The following is a 17,512-nucleotide window of genomic DNA, read 5'->3' on the forward strand; positions in this document are numbered from 1 at the left end:
CCGCTCCTACAGGAAAACGCCTGAGCGCGGGTCTGCCCTCACCCTAACCCTCTCCCAAAGGGAGAGGGGACCGTTCGGTGCAGGAGGAAATCTCGCTCTCAGCCGGCACGGACAGCTCCCTCTCCCATTGGGAGAGGGCTGGGGTGAGGGGAAGCACAGGCACGGACTTGCCCGAAAGAAGACAGTTGTTCCTACGCAATCGCCATCCCGCCGGCTGCCGGGTAACGCTCAGCGCCGCAGCTCTCCCCAGACCACACTCGCATCGTCATGGATCTTCAGGCGTGGATGTTCCAGCGCCTGGCCATCGGCCGACTCCACTGCCCGCAGCTCGTCGATCAGCGCTTCCACGCCGCGCTCAGGGAGCGCCTCGAACAGCCCCGCCAGCCCGTAGCGGCGGAACTCCAGCAAGCGGTCGAAGCCGTCGGTGACCAGCATGAACGCCTTCAGCCGCGCGGGATCGATCACCCGCCGCTGCACCTGTGGCAGCCAACGCTCGGTCGGATCGAGCACCCAGTAACCCTGCGCCGTGTTGGCCAGCGCCCGGTTGCGCCGCACCCATTCGCGGCTGGCCTGGAACAGCTGCGCATGGCTCCAGTCCGGGTGCATCTCGCGCAGCGCCAGCAGGCGCTCCACCGATTGCCGGTCCAGCGCCTCCAGCGGCGTATCGCCGAAGCTCTCCACACGGCCATCGTCCCAGGCCAGGTGGATGCGGCTGTCGCACAGGTTGAGCAGCTCCAGCGCGCCGTCGTCCAGTACCCGCAGCAGGCTCAGGCAGGCCGTGGGCAAGTCCAGCTCCGGCGTGGCGGCAACGCCCGCGTCACGGCGGAAGTCCGCGGCGATGCCCTGCTGCAAGGCCCGCAACAGCGCCTCGGTCGGTAACCCCGGCTGGTCCTCTAGCAGGCGCTGCAGATGGCCATTGGCGCACTGCGCCAGCCAGCGCGCGTCGCTCTGTGCATCCACCAGCCCCGGCCCCAGGCTGGTGGCGCCGTCGAGCACCCAGGCCGCCCTCTCGGTATAACCGATGGCGTCGTCATTGACCGGCGAACCCTGGCGGCACGCCGCCCCCAGTAGTTGTATCGTTGTCACGCGCTTCACTCCTGCATATCGCTGAACGCCAGGCTCGGCGTACAGTCTCAGCCAATTCCGGACCCGCCAAGGAGAGCCCCATGTCCACCACCCTGCGCGCCCTGCCCTTGCTGCTCGCCGGCCTGCTGCTGGCCGGCGGCGCCGATGCCGCCAGCGTGAAGTACTTCGACCTGCCCAAGGGCTCCGGCCCGCACGATGTCGCCCCCACGGACGACGGCAAGGTCTGGTACACCGCGCAGCACGCGCATGCACTCGGCCGACTCGACCCGCAGACCGGCGCCAGCGAGCAGGTCGACCTGGGCAAGAATTCCGCACCCCACGGCGTAGTCGCCGGACCCGATGGCGACGCCTGGATCACCGACGGCGGGCTCAATGCCATCGTCCACGTCGACCGCGAGCGCCTGGGCGTGGAGGTCATTCCGCTACCCAGGGAGGCGGCCAAGGCCAACCTCAATACTGGTGTATTCGATGACGATGGCATCCTGTGGTTCACCGGCCAGAACGGTTTCTACGGCCGCCTCGACCCCACAACCCGCGAACTCAAGGTCTGGTCGGCGCCCAAGGGCAAGGGGCCGTACGGCATCGCCGTGACGCCCGACGGCGAGCTCTGGTACGCCTCACTGGCCGGCGACTACCTCGGCCACATCGACCCGGTCGGCGACAAGGTCACCCGCATCGATACGCCCAGCGCCGGCAGCGGCCCGCGCCGGCTGTGGTCCGACTCGGTCGGGCGGCTGTGGATCAGCCAGTGGAGCGCCGGCCAGCTGGCGCGCTTCGATCCGGACAACAACCAGTGGAAAACCTGGAACCTGCCGGGCGATCATCCGCAGCCCTATGCGCTCTATGTCGATGCCATGGACCAGGTCTGGCTGAGCGACTTCGCCAGCAACGCCATCCTGCGCTTCGATCCGCAGAGCGAACGCTTCACCACTTATCCGAGCGACCGCGAGCACGCCAACGTGCGCCAGTTGCTGGGCCGACCGGGCGAGGTCTGGGGTGCCGAGTCCGGCACCGACCGCCTGGTGGTCATCCACGAATGAACGCCGAGGAGAACCCATGAGCGTCCGTCCCATCCTGTTCCACGCCGCCGCCTCGCCCTTCGTGCGCAAGGTCATGATCCTGCTGCACGAGACCGGCCAGCTCGACCGGGTCGAACTCCAAGCCGCCGTCCACACCCCCATCGCGCCAGACGCCGGCGTGGTGCGGGACAACCCCGCCGGCAAGATTCCCGCCCTGCACCTTCCCGACGGCCAGGCCCTGCACGACAGCCGGGTGATCCTCGAATACCTCGACCAGCAGCACGCCGGCGAACCGCTGATCCCGCGCGAAGGTCCGGCGCGCTGGCGGCGCCTGACCCTGGCCTCGCTGGCCGACGCGGTGCTGGATGCGGCCGTGCTGATCCGCTACGAGACCGCCCTGCGCCCGCAGGACAAGCACTGGGACTCCTGGCTCGACAACCAGCAGCTGAAGATCGTCCGCACCCTCGCCTACTTCGATGGCCCGGCCCACGCCGAACTGGCCGAGCGCTTCGACGTCGCCGCCATCGGCGTGGCCTGCGCCCTGGGCTACCTGGACTTCCGCCAGCCGCACTGGAACTGGCGCGCCGAGTTCCCGCAGCTGGCGAAGTGGTTCGCCGAGGTCAGCCAGCGGCCGTCGCTGAAGGCGACCGTGCCGGCCTGACAGCCTGATGGGTATCGCAGCGCTCCCCCCATCCTACGGAGCGTTTCCCACGGTGCGAGCCGGCGAGTTCCACACCCGCCAGCCCGCACCGCCCAGCCCCCTCTCCCCCTGGGAGAGGGTTGGGGTGAGGGGGAAGGCCCCGCGCCAGAAGCTACGAGTAGCCATCCCCCGACGCACCACCCCACGCTGAAATCGCTCATCGCGCACCACCCGCAACCCCATCACCTGCCCGAACAACCCGGCAATCCGCCGCGCCAAGCGGCCCCCTGCGTCGCGTTCCTCGCGCAACCCACGCCAGGCACTCATGGCTTTCTCCCCAGCCGGTAGAGCGGCAGCGCCACCAGCAAACCCATCTGGCCAACGCCCATGCACAGTTCGAGGAAGGAGCGCACATGGGGATTGTGCGCGGCGTCCTCCACCCCGCTGAGCTGCTCCCACAGTCCGCCCGGCAACAGCAGCGCGAGATGCGCAAGCGGCTTGCCGGTAGCGATCAACAATGCAATCCAGTCGAAACGACCGATCAGCATCAGCACCGGCAGACACAGGCCGGCAAGCATCAGCCCCGCCAGCAGGCACAGGGAGAAACGCAGCAGATTCGGCATGGCCATGCTCCTCAGCGCTCGACGCGCACGTCGTTCAGGGAAAAGGACAACTCGTCGTCGCGAGCCGGTTTGCCGATGCCGTACCAGTCCAGCCGGCGAGTCAGCACCATCACCCCGCCGAGCACGCCGAACAGCAGCAGCGAACCCATCAGCAGCGCGTAATCCTCGGCGCTGAGCAGTGCGTAGAGCATCCCGTAAAGCCCGGCGAGCCCGGCGCTGAAACCGGCTCCGCGCCAGAGGCTGTGGAGTACGTGGCAGAGGTAGAAGCCGATCAGGCCGACGCAGGCGCTGGCGGAAATCAGGTAGGCCCGCTCGAAGCCCAGATGCTCGGAGAGCGACAACAACAGCAGGTAGAACAGCGCCAGCGCCATGCCCACCAGGGCGTACTGCACCGGGTGCACGGCCAGGCGCTTGAGCACCTCGAAGAGGAAGAAGCCGGCGAAGGTCAGGACGATGAACAGCAAGGCGTACTTCACCGCGCGATCGGTCTTCAGGTACTGGTCCACCGGGTCCACCAGCGCCACGCCGAAGCGGTGATTGCCGAACTCGTTGCACACGGCAGGCGCGGCGCGCGCGGCATCCGGGTCTTCCGCCGTCACGGCACGGGCGGCATCGGCCTGGGCCGGCGCGGTGCAGGCGCGCAGCTGGTCTTCCAGGTTGGTGGCGAAGAAGCTGGTGCGCCAGCGCGCGCTGAAGCCCTGGTCGCTCACGCTGCGCTCGGTGGGCAGGAACTCGCCACCGAAGCTGGGGTGCGGCCAGTCCGACACCAGGTTGACCTGGCTGTCGCGGCCCACCGGGGTAATGTCCAGGCGGCTGCTGCCCAGCAGCGACAGGTCGAAGGCGTAGTCGAAACGCTGCTCGCGGTCGCTGGCCTTGAACGGCAGCACAGCATGCACGCCGTTGCCGAGGAACTGGCTCTGGGTACCCGGCTGGAAGTCGCGCAGCTCGTCGCCCACCTTCAGCTTCGGCGCGTTCTCGATGCCGCGCACATCGCTGATGCCCACCGCCAGCAGCGGCGCATCGAAGCGATAGCTGTCCAGGTCGCTGCCGATCCCGTAGTTGGCCGGCAGCACGAAGCTGCCGCTGACCTTGCTCTCGGCGTGGTACAGGCGCGCCTCATAGATGCCGCGATGGCGCAGCTCGGTGCGCATCTGTCCGTCGAGCAGGAAGGTCTCCGGCAGGAAGTACAGGCGACCGCGCACCTCGCGCTCCTGCAGCACGCGCTGCTGGCTGGCCTTGTCGAGGCGCCAGACCCGCACGGTGCGGCTGTAGGGCACGATCACCAGCGGGCCGGTGAGCCGCTGGCTGTAACTGGCGCTGCGGGCGATGTCCTGCAGGACCTCGTCGCGGTAGTTCTGACGCTCGTCGACCAGGCCGTCGATCATCAGCAGGGGGATCAGCAGGAGGACGATCAGCAGGGCGATGGCGCCGAGCTTGATGCCGAGTTGGCGATTCATGGGAGGGCTCTCCGTGGGGTGGGGACGGGGAGAGCTTGGGGGGCTGGTGTGGGGGGGCCGGGGGGCGAATGTGGAGAGTCTGTGGAGTTTGTGTGATGAGCTTCGATGCTCCCCGTAGGAGCGGGCCATGCCCGCGATTCGCGCCCATGGGGCGCTCCTACAGGCTACGGCTGCGGCACGGACAGGCTCGCCCGTACCCCGCCCTCCACGTTCTCGACCCTCAGCTCACCACCATGCAGCGCCGCCACCTCGGCGACGAAGTTGAGCCCCAGCCCGGTGCTCTTGCGTCCGCTGGATGGGCGCGGCAGGGAATAGAAACGCTCGGTCAGGCGCGGCAGGGCGAAGTCGGGGATGGCCTCGCCCTGGTTGAACAGCTCGACGCGCCAGCCGCTGCCTTCGGCCAGGGCGGAGAAGCGCACCACACCACCGGGCGGGGTGAAATCCAGCGCATTGTCCAGCAGGTTGCCCAGTGCCTGGCGCAGCAGGAAACGCTCGCCCGGCACGCTCGCCTCGGGTGGAATATCGTTCGCCAGTTGCACGCCCTGCACACGGGCTAATCGCTCACCGATCAGTTCAGCGGCCAGCTCATGAAGAGCCACCGGCACCCGCTCCTCCAACCCCTGACGCTGCTCCACCTGGGCCAGGTTCAGCAGGCGCTCGATCAGTTGCTGCAGACGCTCGCTCTCCCCGGCGATGTTGCCGACGAAGCGCGCCCGCTGCTCGGCCGGCATCTCGCCTTCGAGTAATTCCGCCGCGCCACGGATCGCCGCCAGCGGGCTCTTCAGCTCGTGGGTCAAGGTGTGTACGTAGCGCTCGACGTACGCCTTGCCTTCGAGCTGCACGCGCATGCGCTCCACCGCGTCGGCCAGTTGCGCCATTTCGCCGCCCCGGTAGCGCGGCAGCTCCGCACGCAGCCCTTCGCTGACCGCCTGGGCGTAGCGGGTCAGGCGCTCCAGCGAGCGGCTGAGCCACCAGGACAGCAGCGCGCCGACCAGCAGGCCGAGGACGATCAGCCCGGCGCCGAGCCAGGCGAGGCGCCGCTGCGAGCGATCGATGTAAGGCTGCAAGGTACGGTTGGGCTTGGAGACCGAGACCACTCCGATGATCTTCTCGCCATCGCGAATCGGCGCGGCGACGTACATCACCGAGGACTCAGGATCGTCCGCCGATTCACGGCTGGAGCGCGCGCCGTACTGGCCGCGCAGGGTCAGGTAGACGTCGTTCCAGCGCGAATAGTCCTGGCCCACCGCCTGGCCGAGGGAGTCCAGCAGGACGATGCCGCGCGCGTCGGTGACGTAGATGCGGTGGTTTACCGCCGTCTTGTTCACCCCCCAGATATTCGCCTGCGGGCTGCGCGCACCATAGGCACGAAGCATCTCCGGTAGCCGGCTCTGGTCGAGGGTGCCGCCCTTCACATCGGCCTGCAGCACCTCGGCCAGCAGGTTGGCGGTGTCCACCAGAGTCTCTTCGCTGGACTGGCGCACGCCGGGGCGGATCTCGTCCATCACCGTGCGCAGGACGAACCAGCCGGTCAGCCCGACAAACAGGAAGTAGACCAGGAAGATCCGCAGCGACAGACGCATCAGCTCTTGTCCGGCGCGTAGCTGTAGCCCAGGCCGCGATGGGTCTGGATGGGTTCGGCGGTGGCGGCGACCTGGCGCAACTTGGCACGCAGGCTCTTGATGTGGCTGTCGACATTGCGCTCGTAGCCGACATCGGCGGCGACGCCGAGCGCATCGAGCAGTTGCTCGCGGCTGAACACCCGCTCCGGACGCGCCAGCAGGGTCTGCAACAGACGGAACTCATGACGGGTCAGCGCCAGCGGCTGGCTGTGATAGCGAATCTGCGCCCGCTCCTCGTCCACCTCGAAGGGACCATTGTCAGTGGCGGCGACGGGCAAATCGCGCGGCGTGGTGCGCTTGAGGATGGCCTTCACCCGCGCGGCAACTTCACGCGGGCTGAAGGGTTTGACCACGTAGTCGTCGGCGCCAATCTCCAGCCCCACCACCCGGTCGATCTCGGCGTCGCGGGCGGTGAGAAAGATCACCGGCACCTCGGAGAAACGCCGCAGCCGTTTGCAGGCTTCGAAGCCGCTGATGTCCGGCAGGCCGACGTCAAGGATGACCAGATCGAACACCTCGCGCTGCAGCCGCTCCAGCGCGGCGCCGGCCAGGCTCAGCCAGGTGGTTTCGAAGCCTTCCGCCTGCAACGCGTAGAGCAGCGTGTCGGCGATGGCGGCTTCATCTTCGACGATGAGGATGTGCGGCATGAGATTCCGGCTCCGTGGAAACTGCCGGCACGGTGCCGCAAGCCCGGCACCGCGTCAATCGGGGCCTCAGCCGCCGGAGCAGTTGGGTTTGCCGGCGGTGAAGCGCTCGCCGGGGTCGACCGCGACGTGGAATTTGCGCAGGCCCTTGGTGCCCATCAGGAAGGGGTAGTTGAAGTGGCTGCGGTCGGTCAGGTTGACCTCGATGGTGCGCTGGTCACCGCCCAGGCACACCGGCAACTCGATCACCGGGCGCTGGCTGAGGCCGGGGTTGCTGTCTTCTTCCTCGTCCTCGGCGGCGCCTTCGGCGCGGTTCTTGATCTTGGAGATGCGCAGCAGCTTGTGTTCGTACACCGAGTCACCGCCGTCCTTGGTGGCCAGCTTGAAGCGCACCCAGTCCTCGCCGTCGCGCTGGAACAGCTGGATGTCCTTGGCCGACAGCGACGAGGTGTAGGCGCCGGTGTCCATCTTCGCCTGCAGCGTCTGATCGAGTTCGGGCAGGCTGACCCATTCGTAGCGGCCATAGAGCTTGGGTTCGGCGGCCAGCACCAGGCTGGGCAGAGCGAACAGGGAAAGCAGGGCGAGGGCGCGTTTCACGCAGAATCTCCGGGGTGGGTATCTGCGCATAGGACTAGCACGACGGCCCTTGGTTCGCCATAGCGCCCCCACTTGGGCCTCGGTAATTGTCTGCGTATCATGGCCGCGCCACCGTCGCACAAGGAATCGGATCTCCATGCGAGCACTGACCGGCCTGATCGCCAGCCTCCTGTTGCTGCTCAATACCCTGGTCCTGATCGGCCCGATGTTGCTGATCGCCCTGCTCAAGCTGGTCGTCCCCGGCCAGGCCGCCAAGGATGCCTGCTCGCGCGGGGTGATGTGGATCGCCGAGACCTGGGCGGAAATCGACAAGGCCATCTTCGCGCTGATGACCCCGACCGTCTGGGACATCCGCGGCGGCGACGACCTGCGCCGCGACACCTCCTACCTGGTGATCAGCAACCACCAGTCCTGGGTCGACATCCCGGCACTGGTGCAGGCGTTCAACCGCAAGACGCCCTATTTCAAGTTCTTCCTGAAGAAGGAGCTGATCTGGGTGCCCTTCCTCGGCCTGGCTTTCTGGGCGCTGGACTACCCCTTCATGAAACGCTACAGCAAGGCGTTCCTGGAGAAGCACCCGGAGCTCAAGGGCAAGGACCTGGAGATCACCAAGGCCGCCTGCGAGAAGTTCAAGCGCATGCCGGTGACCGTGGTGAACTACCTCGAAGGCACCCGCTTCACCCCGGCCAAGCAGGCCAATCAGCAATCCCCGTACAAGAACCTGCTGCGCCCCAAGGCGGGCGGCGTGGCCTTCGTCCTGGCCGCGCTGGGCGAGCAGCTCGACACCCTGCTGGACGTCACCCTGGTCTACCCCAAGGGCCCGCGGCCGGGCTTCTGGGACCTGCTGTGCGGACGGGTGCCACGGGTGATTGTGGATATCCAGGCGCGCGAGATCGACCCCGCGCTGTGGCAGGGCGATTACGAGAACGATCCCGAGTTTCGCCAGTACGTGCAGGCCTGGGTATCACGCCTGTGGGAAGAGAAGGACGCGCGCATCGAGGCGCTGCGCCAGGAGTTCTGAAGCGGGGCTCAGGCCCCGCGTCCGGCCACTGGCGGAGCCTTCAATGCCGGCGAGGCGGGCATGCCCCAGAGGCCGCCGAGCGTGCCGAGCAGTTGGCTGCTCAGGCCCTGCTCGGTGAAGTAGTCGAGGATCACCCCGGCGAAGCGGCCGATCATCGATTGGTCCATACCCAGCACGCCGAATATCTGGTCGACGTCCTGCAGGTTGTTGATTCCGCCGAGCAGCGCTGCGGCCCCGCCCAGGCCACCCAGCATGCTGCCCAGGTCGCCAGTGGAGCCGCTGCCGGCGAGTTGCTGCATGTCCGGCATGGCCTTCTGCAGCTGGGTGCTGTCGGTTTCCTTCAGGGAGTTCAGCGCCAGCCCCAGCAAGGCGCCGGTGCCGCCGATGGCCTGCTGCTCGCTGACGCCCAGCTGGTGGGTCAGGTTGCTCAGCAGGGCGTTGGCCGTTTGCGCGGGCACCTCAGCCGAAGGCGCCGGCTCGGCGGTCTCGGTGAAGGTGGCGGCGAACACGGGGGATACGGCCAGCCAGGCGGCGGCCAGGACAACGGCGGGTTTGGCGAACATCGACGGCTCCGGAGAGGATGCCCGGCCCCGAACAGGGACCGGCTCGTCGATATGACACAGAGGGCCGCCGGCGGTTCCGCGCCGTCCGGCGGCCCACTGACTCAGAGCCCGTTCACGATCTTCCGAGCTGGAGAAGATCGTGGACAGGCGATCAGGCGCCGGCGCCCCAGAGCCCGCTCAGGCTGCTCAGCAACTGGCTGTTCACGCCCTGCTTGCCGAAGTAGTCCAGCAGCACGCCGGCGAACTTGCCGGTCATGCTCTGATCCATCCCCAGCGCACCGAACGCCTTGTTCACGTCGCCCAGGCTGCTGACGTTGCCCAGCATGCTGCTGGCCGCCGAGTTGCCGAGCTGGCCACCCAGGCCGCCCAGGGCATTGGCGCCGGACAGCTTGTCGAGGCCGGGAACGGCCTTGAGCAGCTGCGAGTAATCGCCGCCGCTGAGCTTGTTCTTCGCCAGGCCCAGCAGTGCGCCGGTGCCGCCCACAGCCTGTTCTTCGTTGACCCCGAGCTGGCCGGTCAGGGCGCCGAGCAGGCCGCTGGCCTGCGGGGTGGTGGCGACCTGCGCGGTACCGCCGCCGGTGGCGCCGGATACCGCCTTGGCGGCGTCGCCCAGGTTGAAGGCAAATGCGGAAGAAGCCGCCAGCAGGGCGGCAAGGGCGAGGGTGGCGCGGGGTTTGACGGACATCGCTGTCTCCTTTGAGAATTCCGGCAAGCGACCGGACGCCATATCGACCGGTCGGCAGTGACATCGTTCCGCCATGACGGACGCCGGTGATGAAACAAGGCACCGCATCACAAGGCGGAAAAAAGATCGCTGCTAAATGTCTAGCACAGGCGTTTCCAAACACCTAGAGCGTCCTGCCGGATCATGGCCGGGCGCGCGCGGGCAGAGCATCGTCCGACGGGTGCCGTGCACCGCGCCGCACTGTATTTTCCCCACCGCCGCCGAACATTCCCTAAGCTTGTGCCATCCCTGACCGACGGACCGATCATGAGCGAACCCTTCACCCTGACACCCCGCGTGGCCCGCCTGCTGCCCTGGCTGGTGGCCATCGCCTTCTTCATGCAGGCCCTGGACGGCACCATCCTCAATACCGCGCTGCCGAGCATGGCCCGCTCGCTCAACGAGGACCCGCTGCGCATGCAGGGCGTGGTGATCGCCTACCTGCTCACGGTGGCGCTGCTGATTCCTTCCTCCGGCTGGATTTCCGACCGCTTCGGCACGCGCCGGGTGTTCCTCTTCGCGATCTTCCTGTTCAGCCTTGGCTCGCTGTTCTGCGCCTTGTCGCCAACCCTCGGCATCCTGGTCGGCGCGCGGGTGGTGCAGGGCGTCGGCGGGGCGCTGATGATGCCGGTGGGGCGCCTGGTGATCCTGCGGGTCTACCCGCGCAGCGAGCTGGTGCGGATTCTCAGCTTCGTCACCATCCCCGGCCTGCTCGGCCCGCTGGCCGGCCCGACCATGGGCGGCTGGCTGGTGGAGTACGCCAGCTGGCACTGGATCTTCCTGATCAACCTGCCGGTGGGGTTGGTCGGCTTCCTCGTCGCCCTGCGCCTGATGCCGGACCTGCGCGGCGTGCGCGCCACACGCTTCGACAGCGTCGGCTTCCTGCTCTTCGGCGGCGCCATGGTGCTGATCACCATCGCCCTGGAAGGCCTGGGCGAGCTGCACATGCCCCATGTGCGCGTGGTGCTTCTGCTGGTGGGCGGCCTGGTCCTGCTGGCGGCCTACTGGCTGCGCGCACTGCGCATCGAGGCGCCGCTATTCCATCCGTCGCTGTTCCGCACCCGCACCTTCGCCGTGGGCGTGCTGGGCAACCTGTTCGCGCGCCTGGGCAGCGGCTCGCTGCCGTTCCTGACCCCGCTGCTGCTGCAGGTCGGGCTGGGTTATTCGCCGGCCAAGGCGGGGATGACCATGATCCCGATGGCGCTGGCGGCGATGGTGATCAAGTCGCTGGCCAAGCCGCTGCTGGAGCTGTTCGGCTATCGCAGGCTGCTGGTGGGCAACACGCTGCTGCTGGGCGCGCTGATCGCCAGCCTCGGCCTGGTGGACCAGAACACCTCCTATCCCCTGCTGCTGGTGCAGCTGGCGGTGCTGGGCGGGATCAACTCGCTGCAGTTCACCGCGATGAACACCCTGACCCTGATCGACCTGCGCGACGACAACGCCAGCGCCGGCAACAGCCTGCTGTCGGTGGTCATGCAGTTGTCCATCGGCCTGGGCGTGGCCTGCGCGGCGGCGCTGCTGGGGGGCTTCAATGGCGATCTGGAGAGTGCGCAGGGCGACGTACTGTCAGCCTTCCACGCGACCTACCTGAGCGTCGGCCTGCTGTCGATGCTGGCGGCGGCGATCTTCTTCCAGCTCAATGCCGAGGATGGCCGCACCACGCCGCGCCGGGTCGATCCGGAGAACGACGTCAGCGAACACTGATCAGGGTTTGCAGCTGGGCGCCAGGGTCTGGGTCTTCGACGAATCCACGCTGCCCATGTGTTCCAGGCTGCGGCGGCCGAGCAGAACCGGGTACTCCTGGGCCTGCCTGTCACGCAGGGAGAACTGCTCGCGGTAGACCTTGTTGCCCAGGCACACGTCCATCAGCACCACCGGGCTGCGCTCGACGCCATTGGCCGAGTGGAACTTCAGGACGCGCTCGATCTTGCGCTCGAAGGGCAGGCGCAGTTCCTTGCCGGTCGCGGGGTCGGCGACCATCACGTCGTACTGCACCCAGCGCTCGTTGTTCTTCTTGATCCGGACGATGTTGCGCGCATCCATGGTCGAGGTCTGCGCACCGGTATCCAGGCGGGCCTTGAGGGCGGTCTCCTCGGGCATCAGCTTGATCGTCTCGGCCCAGCCCCAGGTCGTGGGCTGGGCGGGCGGGGCCGGTTCGTCGGCCGCAACGGCGCAGGTACCGGTGAAAGCGAACAGACCAAGGGCCAGCAGGCGGAGGACGGGCGACGGCATGGATGGAAACTCCGGAAGAGGTGGCAGCTTTAGGCAATAAAAAACCCCGGATGTTTCCACCCGGGGTTCTTTGGCTGACGCCAGGGGATCTTAGTTGATCACCTGTACGCGCTCGGCCTGCATGCCTTTCTGGCCCTGCACGACTTCGAAGCTGACTTTCTGGCCTTCGGCCAGGGTCTTGAAGCCGTTACCTTCGATAGCGCGGAAGTGAACGAATACGTCCGGGCCGCTTTCCGGGGTAATGAAGCCGTAGCCTTTGGTCTCGTTGAACCACTTGACGGTGCCGTTCTGACGATTCGACATGGTGTTCTCCTTGGAACGAATTTGGAAATTAGCCACGCGAGTGGCCAGGAACTGAGTTGCAAGGAGTTACAAGGAGTCGAGCAGGACGGGGTGGAATAACCGACCGCATCAGGTCACGATCGACGGCGACCCATGCAAACACAGTTCAGGCACTCTACGACAAAAATCTACGGAAAGCGAATCTGTATAAAAAACCATATGTGCCCGGTCGCGCGTTTTCTGACGAGTGGCCGCAAAGCCCTGCGCAGCCGGTATTCCGGCCGCTGGAGGGCCCCTCCTGCTACACTGCGCGGCCATATGGATTCACCCGGGCCTCCTTCGTGACCACCTCCGCCTTCTCCAGCCTTTCCCTGTCGGCAGACCTGCTGGCCAACCTCGATTCCCTCGGCTACCGCGAGATGACGCCGATCCAGGCCGCCGCCTTGCCTGCGATCCTCAAGGGCCGCGACCTGATCGCCCAGGCCAAGACCGGCAGCGGCAAGACCGCCGCCTTCGGCATCGGCCTGCTCAGCCCGCTGAATCCGCGCTACTTCGGCTGCCAGGCGCTGGTGCTGTGCCCGACCCGCGAGCTGGCCGACCAGGTGGCCAAGGAAATCCGCCGCCTGGCCCGCGCCGCCGACAACATCAAGGTGCTGACCCTCTGCGGCGGCGTGCCCTTCGGCCCGCAGATCGGTTCCCTGGAGCACGGCGCCCACGTGGTGGTCGGCACCCCGGGCCGGGTACAGGAACACCTGCGCCGCGGCACCCTGAAGCTCGATGGCCTGAACACCCTGGTGCTGGACGAAGCCGACCGCATGCTCGACATGGGCTTCTACGACAGCATCGCCGACATCATCGGCCAGTTACCGGCGCGCCGGCAGACCCTGCTGTTCTCCGCCACCTACCCCGAAGGCATCGGCCAGTTGGCGGCGAAGTTCCTGAAGAACCCCGAGCGCGTGGAAGTGGAAGCGCTGCACGACGACAGCCAGATCGAACAGCACTTCTACGAGATCGATCCGAAGCAGCGCATCGATGCGGTCGTGCGTCTGCTGCAGCATTTCCGCCCGCAGTCCTGCGTCGCCTTCTGCCATACCCGCCAGCAGTGCATGGAAGTGGTGGAGCAGCTCAACGCCCGCAAGATTTCCGCCCTGGCCCTGCACGGCGATCTGGAACAGCGTGAGCGTGATCAGGTGCTGACCATGTTCGCCAACCGCAGCTGCAGCGTGCTGGTCGCCACCGACGTGGCCGCGCGCGGGCTGGACATCGCCGCGCTGGAAGCGGTGATCAACGTCGAGCTGTCGCGCGATGCGCAGGTCCACGTGCACCGCATTGGCCGCAGCGGCCGTGCTGGCGAGAAGGGCCTGGCGCTGTCGCTGGTCACCCCCGCCGAGGCCAGCCGCGCCCAGGCCATCGAGGACCTGCAGGGCGCGCCGCTGAACTGGGAGCGCATCGACTTCCTCAAGGCCAACGACACCCCGCTGCTGCCGCCGATGACCACCCTGGCGATTGCCGGCGGACGCAAGGACAAGCTGCGCCCCGGCGACATCCTCGGCGCCCTGACCGGCGACGCCGGGCTCAAGGGCACCCAGGTCGGCAAGATCGCCATTTTCGACTTCCAGGCCTTCGTTGCCGTGGAACGTGATGTGGCCAAGCAGGCGTTGAAGCATTTCAACGAAGGCAAGATCAAGGGACGCTCGTTCAAGGCGCGGATTCTCTGACCCCTCTTCACCCTGTAGGAGCGCGCCACGCGCGCGATCGCGGGCATGGCCCGCTCCTACAGGGTGCGCCGACTTTCCCCCTCGCGGAGGAGCGGAGTCCGTCCGCGATGGGTCCGCACCTACGCCAGCGACACCAAGGTCTGTCGCCCTCGCGATAGCAGCGCGGCAGACGTTCCGCTAGTCTGAGCGGCAGACACCCGGAAGTCCCGCACGCGCATGTTTTCCTCCCCACTGCTCCAGTCTCTGCGGCGCCTCTGGGCGCTGGACAAGTTCGCCTACAGCCTGCGGGTGTTCGTCGCCCTCAGCGGGGTCATGCTCGCGTGCTGGCTGCAGGGCCGGCCGGAACTGGTGATCCCGCTGTTCCTCGGGGTCATCGCCAGCGCCCTGGCGGAAACCGACGACCACTGGCTGGGCCGCCTGCAGGCACTGTTGGTGACCCTGGCCTGCTTCAGCATTGCATCGCTGGCGGTGGAGTTGCTGTTCCCCTACCCGCTCCTCTTCGTCGCCGGCCTGGCGCTGTCGACCTTCGCCATGACCCTGCTCGGAGCGCTGGGCGAGCGCTACGCGGCCATCGCCTCGGCCACGCTGATCCTGTCGATCTACACCATGATCGGCGTGGACCAGCGCGGCGGCACGCCTACCGACTTCTGGCGCGAGCCGGTGCTGCTGGTGATCGGCGCGCTCTGGTACGGCCTGCTCTCGGTACTGTGGAACGCACTGTTCGCCAACCAGCCGGTGCAGCAGAGCCTGGCGAAGCTGTTCCTCGAACTGGGCGAATACCTGAAGATCAAGTCGACCCTGCTGGAGCCGCTGCGCCAGCTCGACGTCGAGGCCCAGCGCCTGGCCCTGGCGCGGCAGAACGGCCGCGTGGTGGTGGCGCTCAACCAGGCCAAGGAGACCATCCTCGCACGCCTCTCCCACGGCAGGCCGAGCCCGAAGATCAGCCGCTACCTGAAGCTCTACTTCATCGCCCAGGACGTCCACGAGCGCGCCAGTTCCTCGCACTACCCCTACAACCAACTGGCCGAAGCCTTCTTCCACAGCGACGTGCTGTTCCGCTGCCAGCGCCTGCTCAACCAGCAGGGCAAAGCGTGCAAGGCATTGGCAAAAGCCATCCAGCTGCGCCAGCCGTTCGACTACAACGACAGCGAACTGGCCCTGGCCGACCTCAATGCCTCGCTGGAGTACCTGCGCGAGCAGGGCAACCCGGCCTGGCGCGGGCTGCTGCGCTCCCTCGGCGCGCTGGCGGCCAACCTCACCACGCTGGACCGCAAGCTCAGCGGCGCGAGCAATCCGGACACCCTGGACGACGAGCAGGACAGCACCCTGCTCGACCGTTCCCCGCACTCGCTGAAGGAGGCGCTGGAACGCATCCGCCTGCAGGTCTCGCCGACCTCGCTGCTGTTCCGCCACGCCCTGCGCCTGTCCCTGGCGCTGGCAGCCGGCTACGGCGTGCTGCACCTGATCCACCCGACCCAGGGCTACTGGATCATGCTGACCACGGTGTTCGTCTGCCAGCCGAACTACGGCGCCACGCGCATCCGCCTGGTGCAGCGGATTCTCGGCACCCTGATCGGCCTGGTGGCCGGCTGGGCACTGATCGACCTGTTCCCCAACCCACTGATCCAGTCGCTGCTGGCGGTGATCGCTGGGGTCGCCTTCTTCTCCAGTCGGAGTACGCGCTACACCCTGGCGACGGCAGCCATCACCCTGCTGGTGCTGTTCTGCTTCAACCAGGTGGGCGACGGCTACGGGCTGATCCTGCCGCGCCTGTTCGATACCCTGCTCGGCGCGCTGATCGCCGGCGCCGCGGTGCTGCTGGTGCTGCCCGACTGGCACGGCCGCAGCCTGCACCGCCTGGTCGGCGGCACCCTGGCCTGCAACAGCCGCTACCTGCGCGAGATCATGCAGCAGTACGCCAACGGCAAGCGCGACGACCTGGTCTACCGTACCGCCCGGCGCAACGCGCACAACGCCGACGCCACGCTGTCCACCACCCTGTCGAACATGCTGCTGGAGCCCGGCCACTTCCGGAAGGACGCGGAGATTGGCTTCCGCTTCCTGGTGCTTTCCCACACCCTGCTCAGCTACCTCTCCGCCCTCGGCGCGCACCGCGACCGCCTGCCCCCGGCCCCCAGCGACGCACTGATCGGCGAGGCCGCCGAACGCCTCACCGCCAGCCTCGACGACATCGCCGCACGCCTCACCGAGCAGCAGCCGGTGGCGATCTACAGCGATGAGGAAGACGCGCTGGCCAAGCGCCTGGAGGAGCTGCCCGAGGACGAGGACGACGCGCATCGACTGGTGCAGACCCAGCTGGCACTGATCTGCCGACAGCTCACGCCGCTACGCACCCTGGCGGCGCACCTGCTGAAGAAGGAGATTGGTGCGGAGCAGGCCGAGACGGCCTGAGCACACAGCCTCTGTAGGAGCGAGCTTGCTCGCGAAGCGCACGGCACCGCTGTCGCCGGGAGACTCCATTCGCGAGCAAGCTCGCCCCTGCGAAAAGCCATCCCGGTAATCCCCACACAGCCCGGCTGCCCGTTACAACCCATGCTCGCGCATCAGCGCGTCATAACTGCCGTCCGCCCGCATCGCGCGAATAGCCTGGTTGAACGCCACGATAATTTCCGCGTGATGCGGAACGTGACGGCCCACCAGGATGTGCAGGCCATTCTCGGCCAGCGGCACCGGAAGGAACTCCAGCTCGCCCTTGAGTTCGGCGAGGTCGCTGTTGAAATGCACCTGCGCGGTGATCTCGTCTTCCAACGTCAGGTCCACGCGCCCGGCCTGCAGCATCAGCGCCGCATTGACGAAGCTGAACACCGGCACCCGTTGCAGTTTCGGGTCGTTGTTGAAGGCCTCGGAGTAGGCGTAGCCGCGCACCATGGCGATGCGGTACGGATAGAGATCGGCCAGCTTGGCGAAGGTGATGGGCGAACCCCGGCGCTTGATCAGGCGCACGCGATTGACCAGGTAGGGTTCGGAATACACGCCGAAGGCTTCCCGCTCCTGCGCGTACCAGGCGTCCGCCACCAGGGCGTACTCGCCGTTCGCCACGCCGTGCAGCACGCGCGGCCAGGGCACCTCGATGTATTCGCTGGCGTAGCCGGCACGCTTGAGTGCGGCCTGCACCAGATGCACCGCCACGCCGTTTCCGGGCAAGCGGTTGTCCGCGTAGGGCGGCCAGCGATCCGCGGCAATGCGCAGCACTTCTCCGGCCCGCGCCACGCCGGCAACGCACAGGAACACAAGGATCAGCAGCAGGCGCAGCGCCATCGGGG

General features: G+C 67.3%; 17 protein-coding genes. 6 read left to right on the forward strand and 11 right to left on the reverse strand.

Features of this window, described 5'->3' with window-relative positions:
* Positions 1 to 228: 228 nt before the first annotated feature.
* Positions 229 to 1,086 (reverse strand): protein phosphatase 2C domain-containing protein, encoded by an 858-nt coding sequence (locus tag ACQ5BL_RS16125; protein WP_243807931.1) that lies wholly within the window; start codon positions 1,084 to 1,086, stop codon positions 229 to 231.
* A gap of 80 nt (positions 1,087 to 1,166) precedes the next feature.
* On the opposite strand from ACQ5BL_RS16125, the gene ACQ5BL_RS16130 reads away from it, so the two are divergent.
* Complete coding sequence (locus tag ACQ5BL_RS16130; protein WP_243807932.1) at positions 1,167 to 2,126, forward strand: virginiamycin B lyase family protein; 960 nt, start codon at positions 1,167 to 1,169, stop codon at positions 2,124 to 2,126.
* A 16-nt stretch (positions 2,127 to 2,142) separates the two neighbouring features.
* Positions 2,143 to 2,766 (forward strand): glutathione S-transferase, encoded by a 624-nt coding sequence (locus ACQ5BL_RS16135; RefSeq protein WP_243807933.1) that lies wholly within the window; start codon positions 2,143 to 2,145, stop codon positions 2,764 to 2,766.
* A 302-nt stretch (positions 2,767 to 3,068) separates the two neighbouring features.
* Here the strand turns inward: ACQ5BL_RS16135 and ACQ5BL_RS16140 are convergent, their stop codons facing one another.
* The 5 genes from ACQ5BL_RS16140 to ACQ5BL_RS16160 form a co-directional block, all read right to left on the reverse strand.
* Positions 3,069 to 3,368, reverse strand: a complete 300-nt coding sequence (locus ACQ5BL_RS16140) for a hypothetical protein (RefSeq protein WP_243807935.1) — start codon at positions 3,366 to 3,368, stop codon at positions 3,069 to 3,071.
* 11 nt (positions 3,369 to 3,379) lie between these two features.
* Positions 3,380 to 4,825 (reverse strand): cell envelope integrity protein CreD, encoded by a 1,446-nt coding sequence (creD, locus tag ACQ5BL_RS16145; protein WP_243807937.1) that lies wholly within the window; start codon positions 4,823 to 4,825, stop codon positions 3,380 to 3,382.
* Between the two features lie 164 nt (positions 4,826 to 4,989).
* Complete coding sequence (gene creC / locus ACQ5BL_RS16150; protein WP_243807939.1) at positions 4,990 to 6,408, reverse strand: two-component system sensor histidine kinase CreC; 1,419 nt, start codon at positions 6,406 to 6,408, stop codon at positions 4,990 to 4,992.
* The gene (gene creB / locus ACQ5BL_RS16155; RefSeq protein ID WP_243807941.1) at positions 6,408 to 7,094 is read right to left on the reverse strand and encodes a two-component system response regulator CreB; all 687 of its coding nucleotides are present in this window, start codon (positions 7,092 to 7,094) and stop codon (positions 6,408 to 6,410) included. The genes creC and creB overlap by 1 nt, the downstream gene beginning before the upstream one ends.
* Before the next feature lie 66 nt (positions 7,095 to 7,160).
* Positions 7,161 to 7,688 carry an ATP-dependent zinc protease family protein gene (locus ACQ5BL_RS16160; RefSeq protein WP_243807944.1) on the reverse strand — a complete coding sequence of 176 codons (528 nt, stop codon included), beginning with the start codon at positions 7,686 to 7,688 and terminating at the stop codon, positions 7,161 to 7,163.
* 136 nt (positions 7,689 to 7,824) lie between these two features.
* Here ACQ5BL_RS16160 and ACQ5BL_RS16165 point away from each other — a divergent pair, with 136 nt between their 5' ends.
* Positions 7,825 to 8,709: an acyltransferase gene (locus ACQ5BL_RS16165; protein WP_243807946.1), complete on the forward strand. Its 885-nt coding sequence runs from the start codon at positions 7,825 to 7,827 to the stop codon at positions 8,707 to 8,709.
* 8 nt (positions 8,710 to 8,717) lie between these two features.
* Here the strand turns inward: ACQ5BL_RS16165 and ACQ5BL_RS16170 are convergent, their stop codons facing one another.
* Both ACQ5BL_RS16170 and ACQ5BL_RS16175 read right to left on the reverse strand, forming a co-directional pair.
* Entirely contained in the window at positions 8,718 to 9,272 is a 555-nt protein-coding gene (locus tag ACQ5BL_RS16170; protein WP_207887016.1) for a DUF2780 domain-containing protein, read from the reverse strand.
* Between the two features lie 151 nt (positions 9,273 to 9,423).
* A complete protein-coding gene (locus ACQ5BL_RS16175) occupies positions 9,424 to 9,957 on the reverse strand; it encodes a DUF2780 domain-containing protein (RefSeq protein WP_243807947.1) in 534 nt (177 codons plus the stop codon).
* Positions 9,958 to 10,263: 306 nt separating this feature from the next.
* On the opposite strand from ACQ5BL_RS16175, the gene mdtD reads away from it, so the two are divergent.
* The gene (mdtD, locus tag ACQ5BL_RS16180) at positions 10,264 to 11,700 is read left to right on the forward strand and encodes a multidrug transporter subunit MdtD (RefSeq protein ID WP_243807948.1); all 1,437 of its coding nucleotides are present in this window, start codon (positions 10,264 to 10,266) and stop codon (positions 11,698 to 11,700) included.
* Here mdtD and ACQ5BL_RS16185 read toward each other — a convergent pair whose 3' ends face one another.
* Entirely contained in the window at positions 11,701 to 12,228 is a 528-nt protein-coding gene (locus ACQ5BL_RS16185) for an ATP-dependent zinc protease family protein (protein WP_243807949.1), read from the reverse strand. It abuts the gene before it with no gap.
* 90 nt (positions 12,229 to 12,318) lie between these two features.
* On the reverse strand, positions 12,319 to 12,531 hold the full coding sequence (locus ACQ5BL_RS16190; RefSeq protein ID WP_015475193.1) for a cold-shock protein: 213 nt from the start codon (positions 12,529 to 12,531) through the stop codon (positions 12,319 to 12,321).
* A gap of 320 nt (positions 12,532 to 12,851) precedes the next feature.
* Between ACQ5BL_RS16190 and dbpA the strand changes: the two genes are divergently transcribed.
* Positions 12,852 to 14,228: an ATP-dependent RNA helicase DbpA gene (dbpA, locus tag ACQ5BL_RS16195; protein WP_207887020.1), complete on the forward strand. Its 1,377-nt coding sequence runs from the start codon at positions 12,852 to 12,854 to the stop codon at positions 14,226 to 14,228.
* Positions 14,229 to 14,444: 216 nt separating this feature from the next.
* Positions 14,445 to 16,640: a YccS family putative transporter gene (gene yccS, locus ACQ5BL_RS16200; protein WP_243807950.1), complete on the forward strand. Its 2,196-nt coding sequence runs from the start codon at positions 14,445 to 14,447 to the stop codon at positions 16,638 to 16,640.
* Positions 16,641 to 16,772: 132 nt separating this feature from the next.
* Here the strand turns inward: yccS and ACQ5BL_RS16205 are convergent, their stop codons facing one another.
* Complete coding sequence (locus ACQ5BL_RS16205) at positions 16,773 to 17,507, reverse strand: substrate-binding periplasmic protein (protein ID WP_430293190.1); 735 nt, start codon at positions 17,505 to 17,507, stop codon at positions 16,773 to 16,775.
* Positions 17,508 to 17,512: the final 5 nt, after the last annotated feature.

It is taken from the genome of Pseudomonas sp. B1-22, from assembly GCF_050474425.1.
Taxonomy (GTDB): Bacteria; Pseudomonadota; Gammaproteobacteria; order Pseudomonadales; family Pseudomonadaceae; genus Pseudomonas.

What these genes read in the sequence shown, in the direction of transcription:
- ACQ5BL_RS16170 (WP_207887016.1), bottom strand. Translation starts at nt 9,272, where the DNA reads ATGTTCGCCAAACCCGCCGTTGTCCTGGCCGCCGCCTGGCTGGCCGTA.
- creD (WP_243807937.1), bottom strand. Translation starts at nt 4,825, where the DNA reads ATGAATCGCCAACTCGGCATCAAGCTCGGCGCCATCGCCCTGCTGATC.
- ACQ5BL_RS16130 (WP_243807932.1), top strand. Translation starts at nt 1,167, where the DNA reads ATGTCCACCACCCTGCGCGCCCTGCCCTTGCTGCTCGCCGGCCTGCTG.
- ACQ5BL_RS16165 (WP_243807946.1), top strand. Translation starts at nt 7,825, where the DNA reads ATGCGAGCACTGACCGGCCTGATCGCCAGCCTCCTGTTGCTGCTCAAT.
- ACQ5BL_RS16140 (WP_243807935.1), bottom strand. Translation starts at nt 3,368, where the DNA reads ATGCCGAATCTGCTGCGTTTCTCCCTGTGCCTGCTGGCGGGGCTGATG.
- ACQ5BL_RS16190 (WP_015475193.1), bottom strand. Translation starts at nt 12,531, where the DNA reads ATGTCGAATCGTCAGAACGGCACCGTCAAGTGGTTCAACGAGACCAAA.
- ACQ5BL_RS16135 (WP_243807933.1), top strand. Translation starts at nt 2,143, where the DNA reads ATGAGCGTCCGTCCCATCCTGTTCCACGCCGCCGCCTCGCCCTTCGTG.
- ACQ5BL_RS16175 (WP_243807947.1), bottom strand. Translation starts at nt 9,957, where the DNA reads ATGTCCGTCAAACCCCGCGCCACCCTCGCCCTTGCCGCCCTGCTGGCG.
- creB (WP_243807941.1), bottom strand. Translation starts at nt 7,094, where the DNA reads ATGCCGCACATCCTCATCGTCGAAGATGAAGCCGCCATCGCCGACACG.
- ACQ5BL_RS16205 (WP_430293190.1), bottom strand. Translation starts at nt 17,507, where the DNA reads ATGGCGCTGCGCCTGCTGCTGATCCTTGTGTTCCTGTGCGTTGCCGGC.
- yccS (WP_243807950.1), top strand. Translation starts at nt 14,445, where the DNA reads ATGTTTTCCTCCCCACTGCTCCAGTCTCTGCGGCGCCTCTGGGCGCTG.
- mdtD (WP_243807948.1), top strand. Translation starts at nt 10,264, where the DNA reads ATGAGCGAACCCTTCACCCTGACACCCCGCGTGGCCCGCCTGCTGCCC.
- creC (WP_243807939.1), bottom strand. Translation starts at nt 6,408, where the DNA reads ATGCGTCTGTCGCTGCGGATCTTCCTGGTCTACTTCCTGTTTGTCGGG.
- ACQ5BL_RS16185 (WP_243807949.1), bottom strand. Translation starts at nt 12,228, where the DNA reads ATGCCGTCGCCCGTCCTCCGCCTGCTGGCCCTTGGTCTGTTCGCTTTC.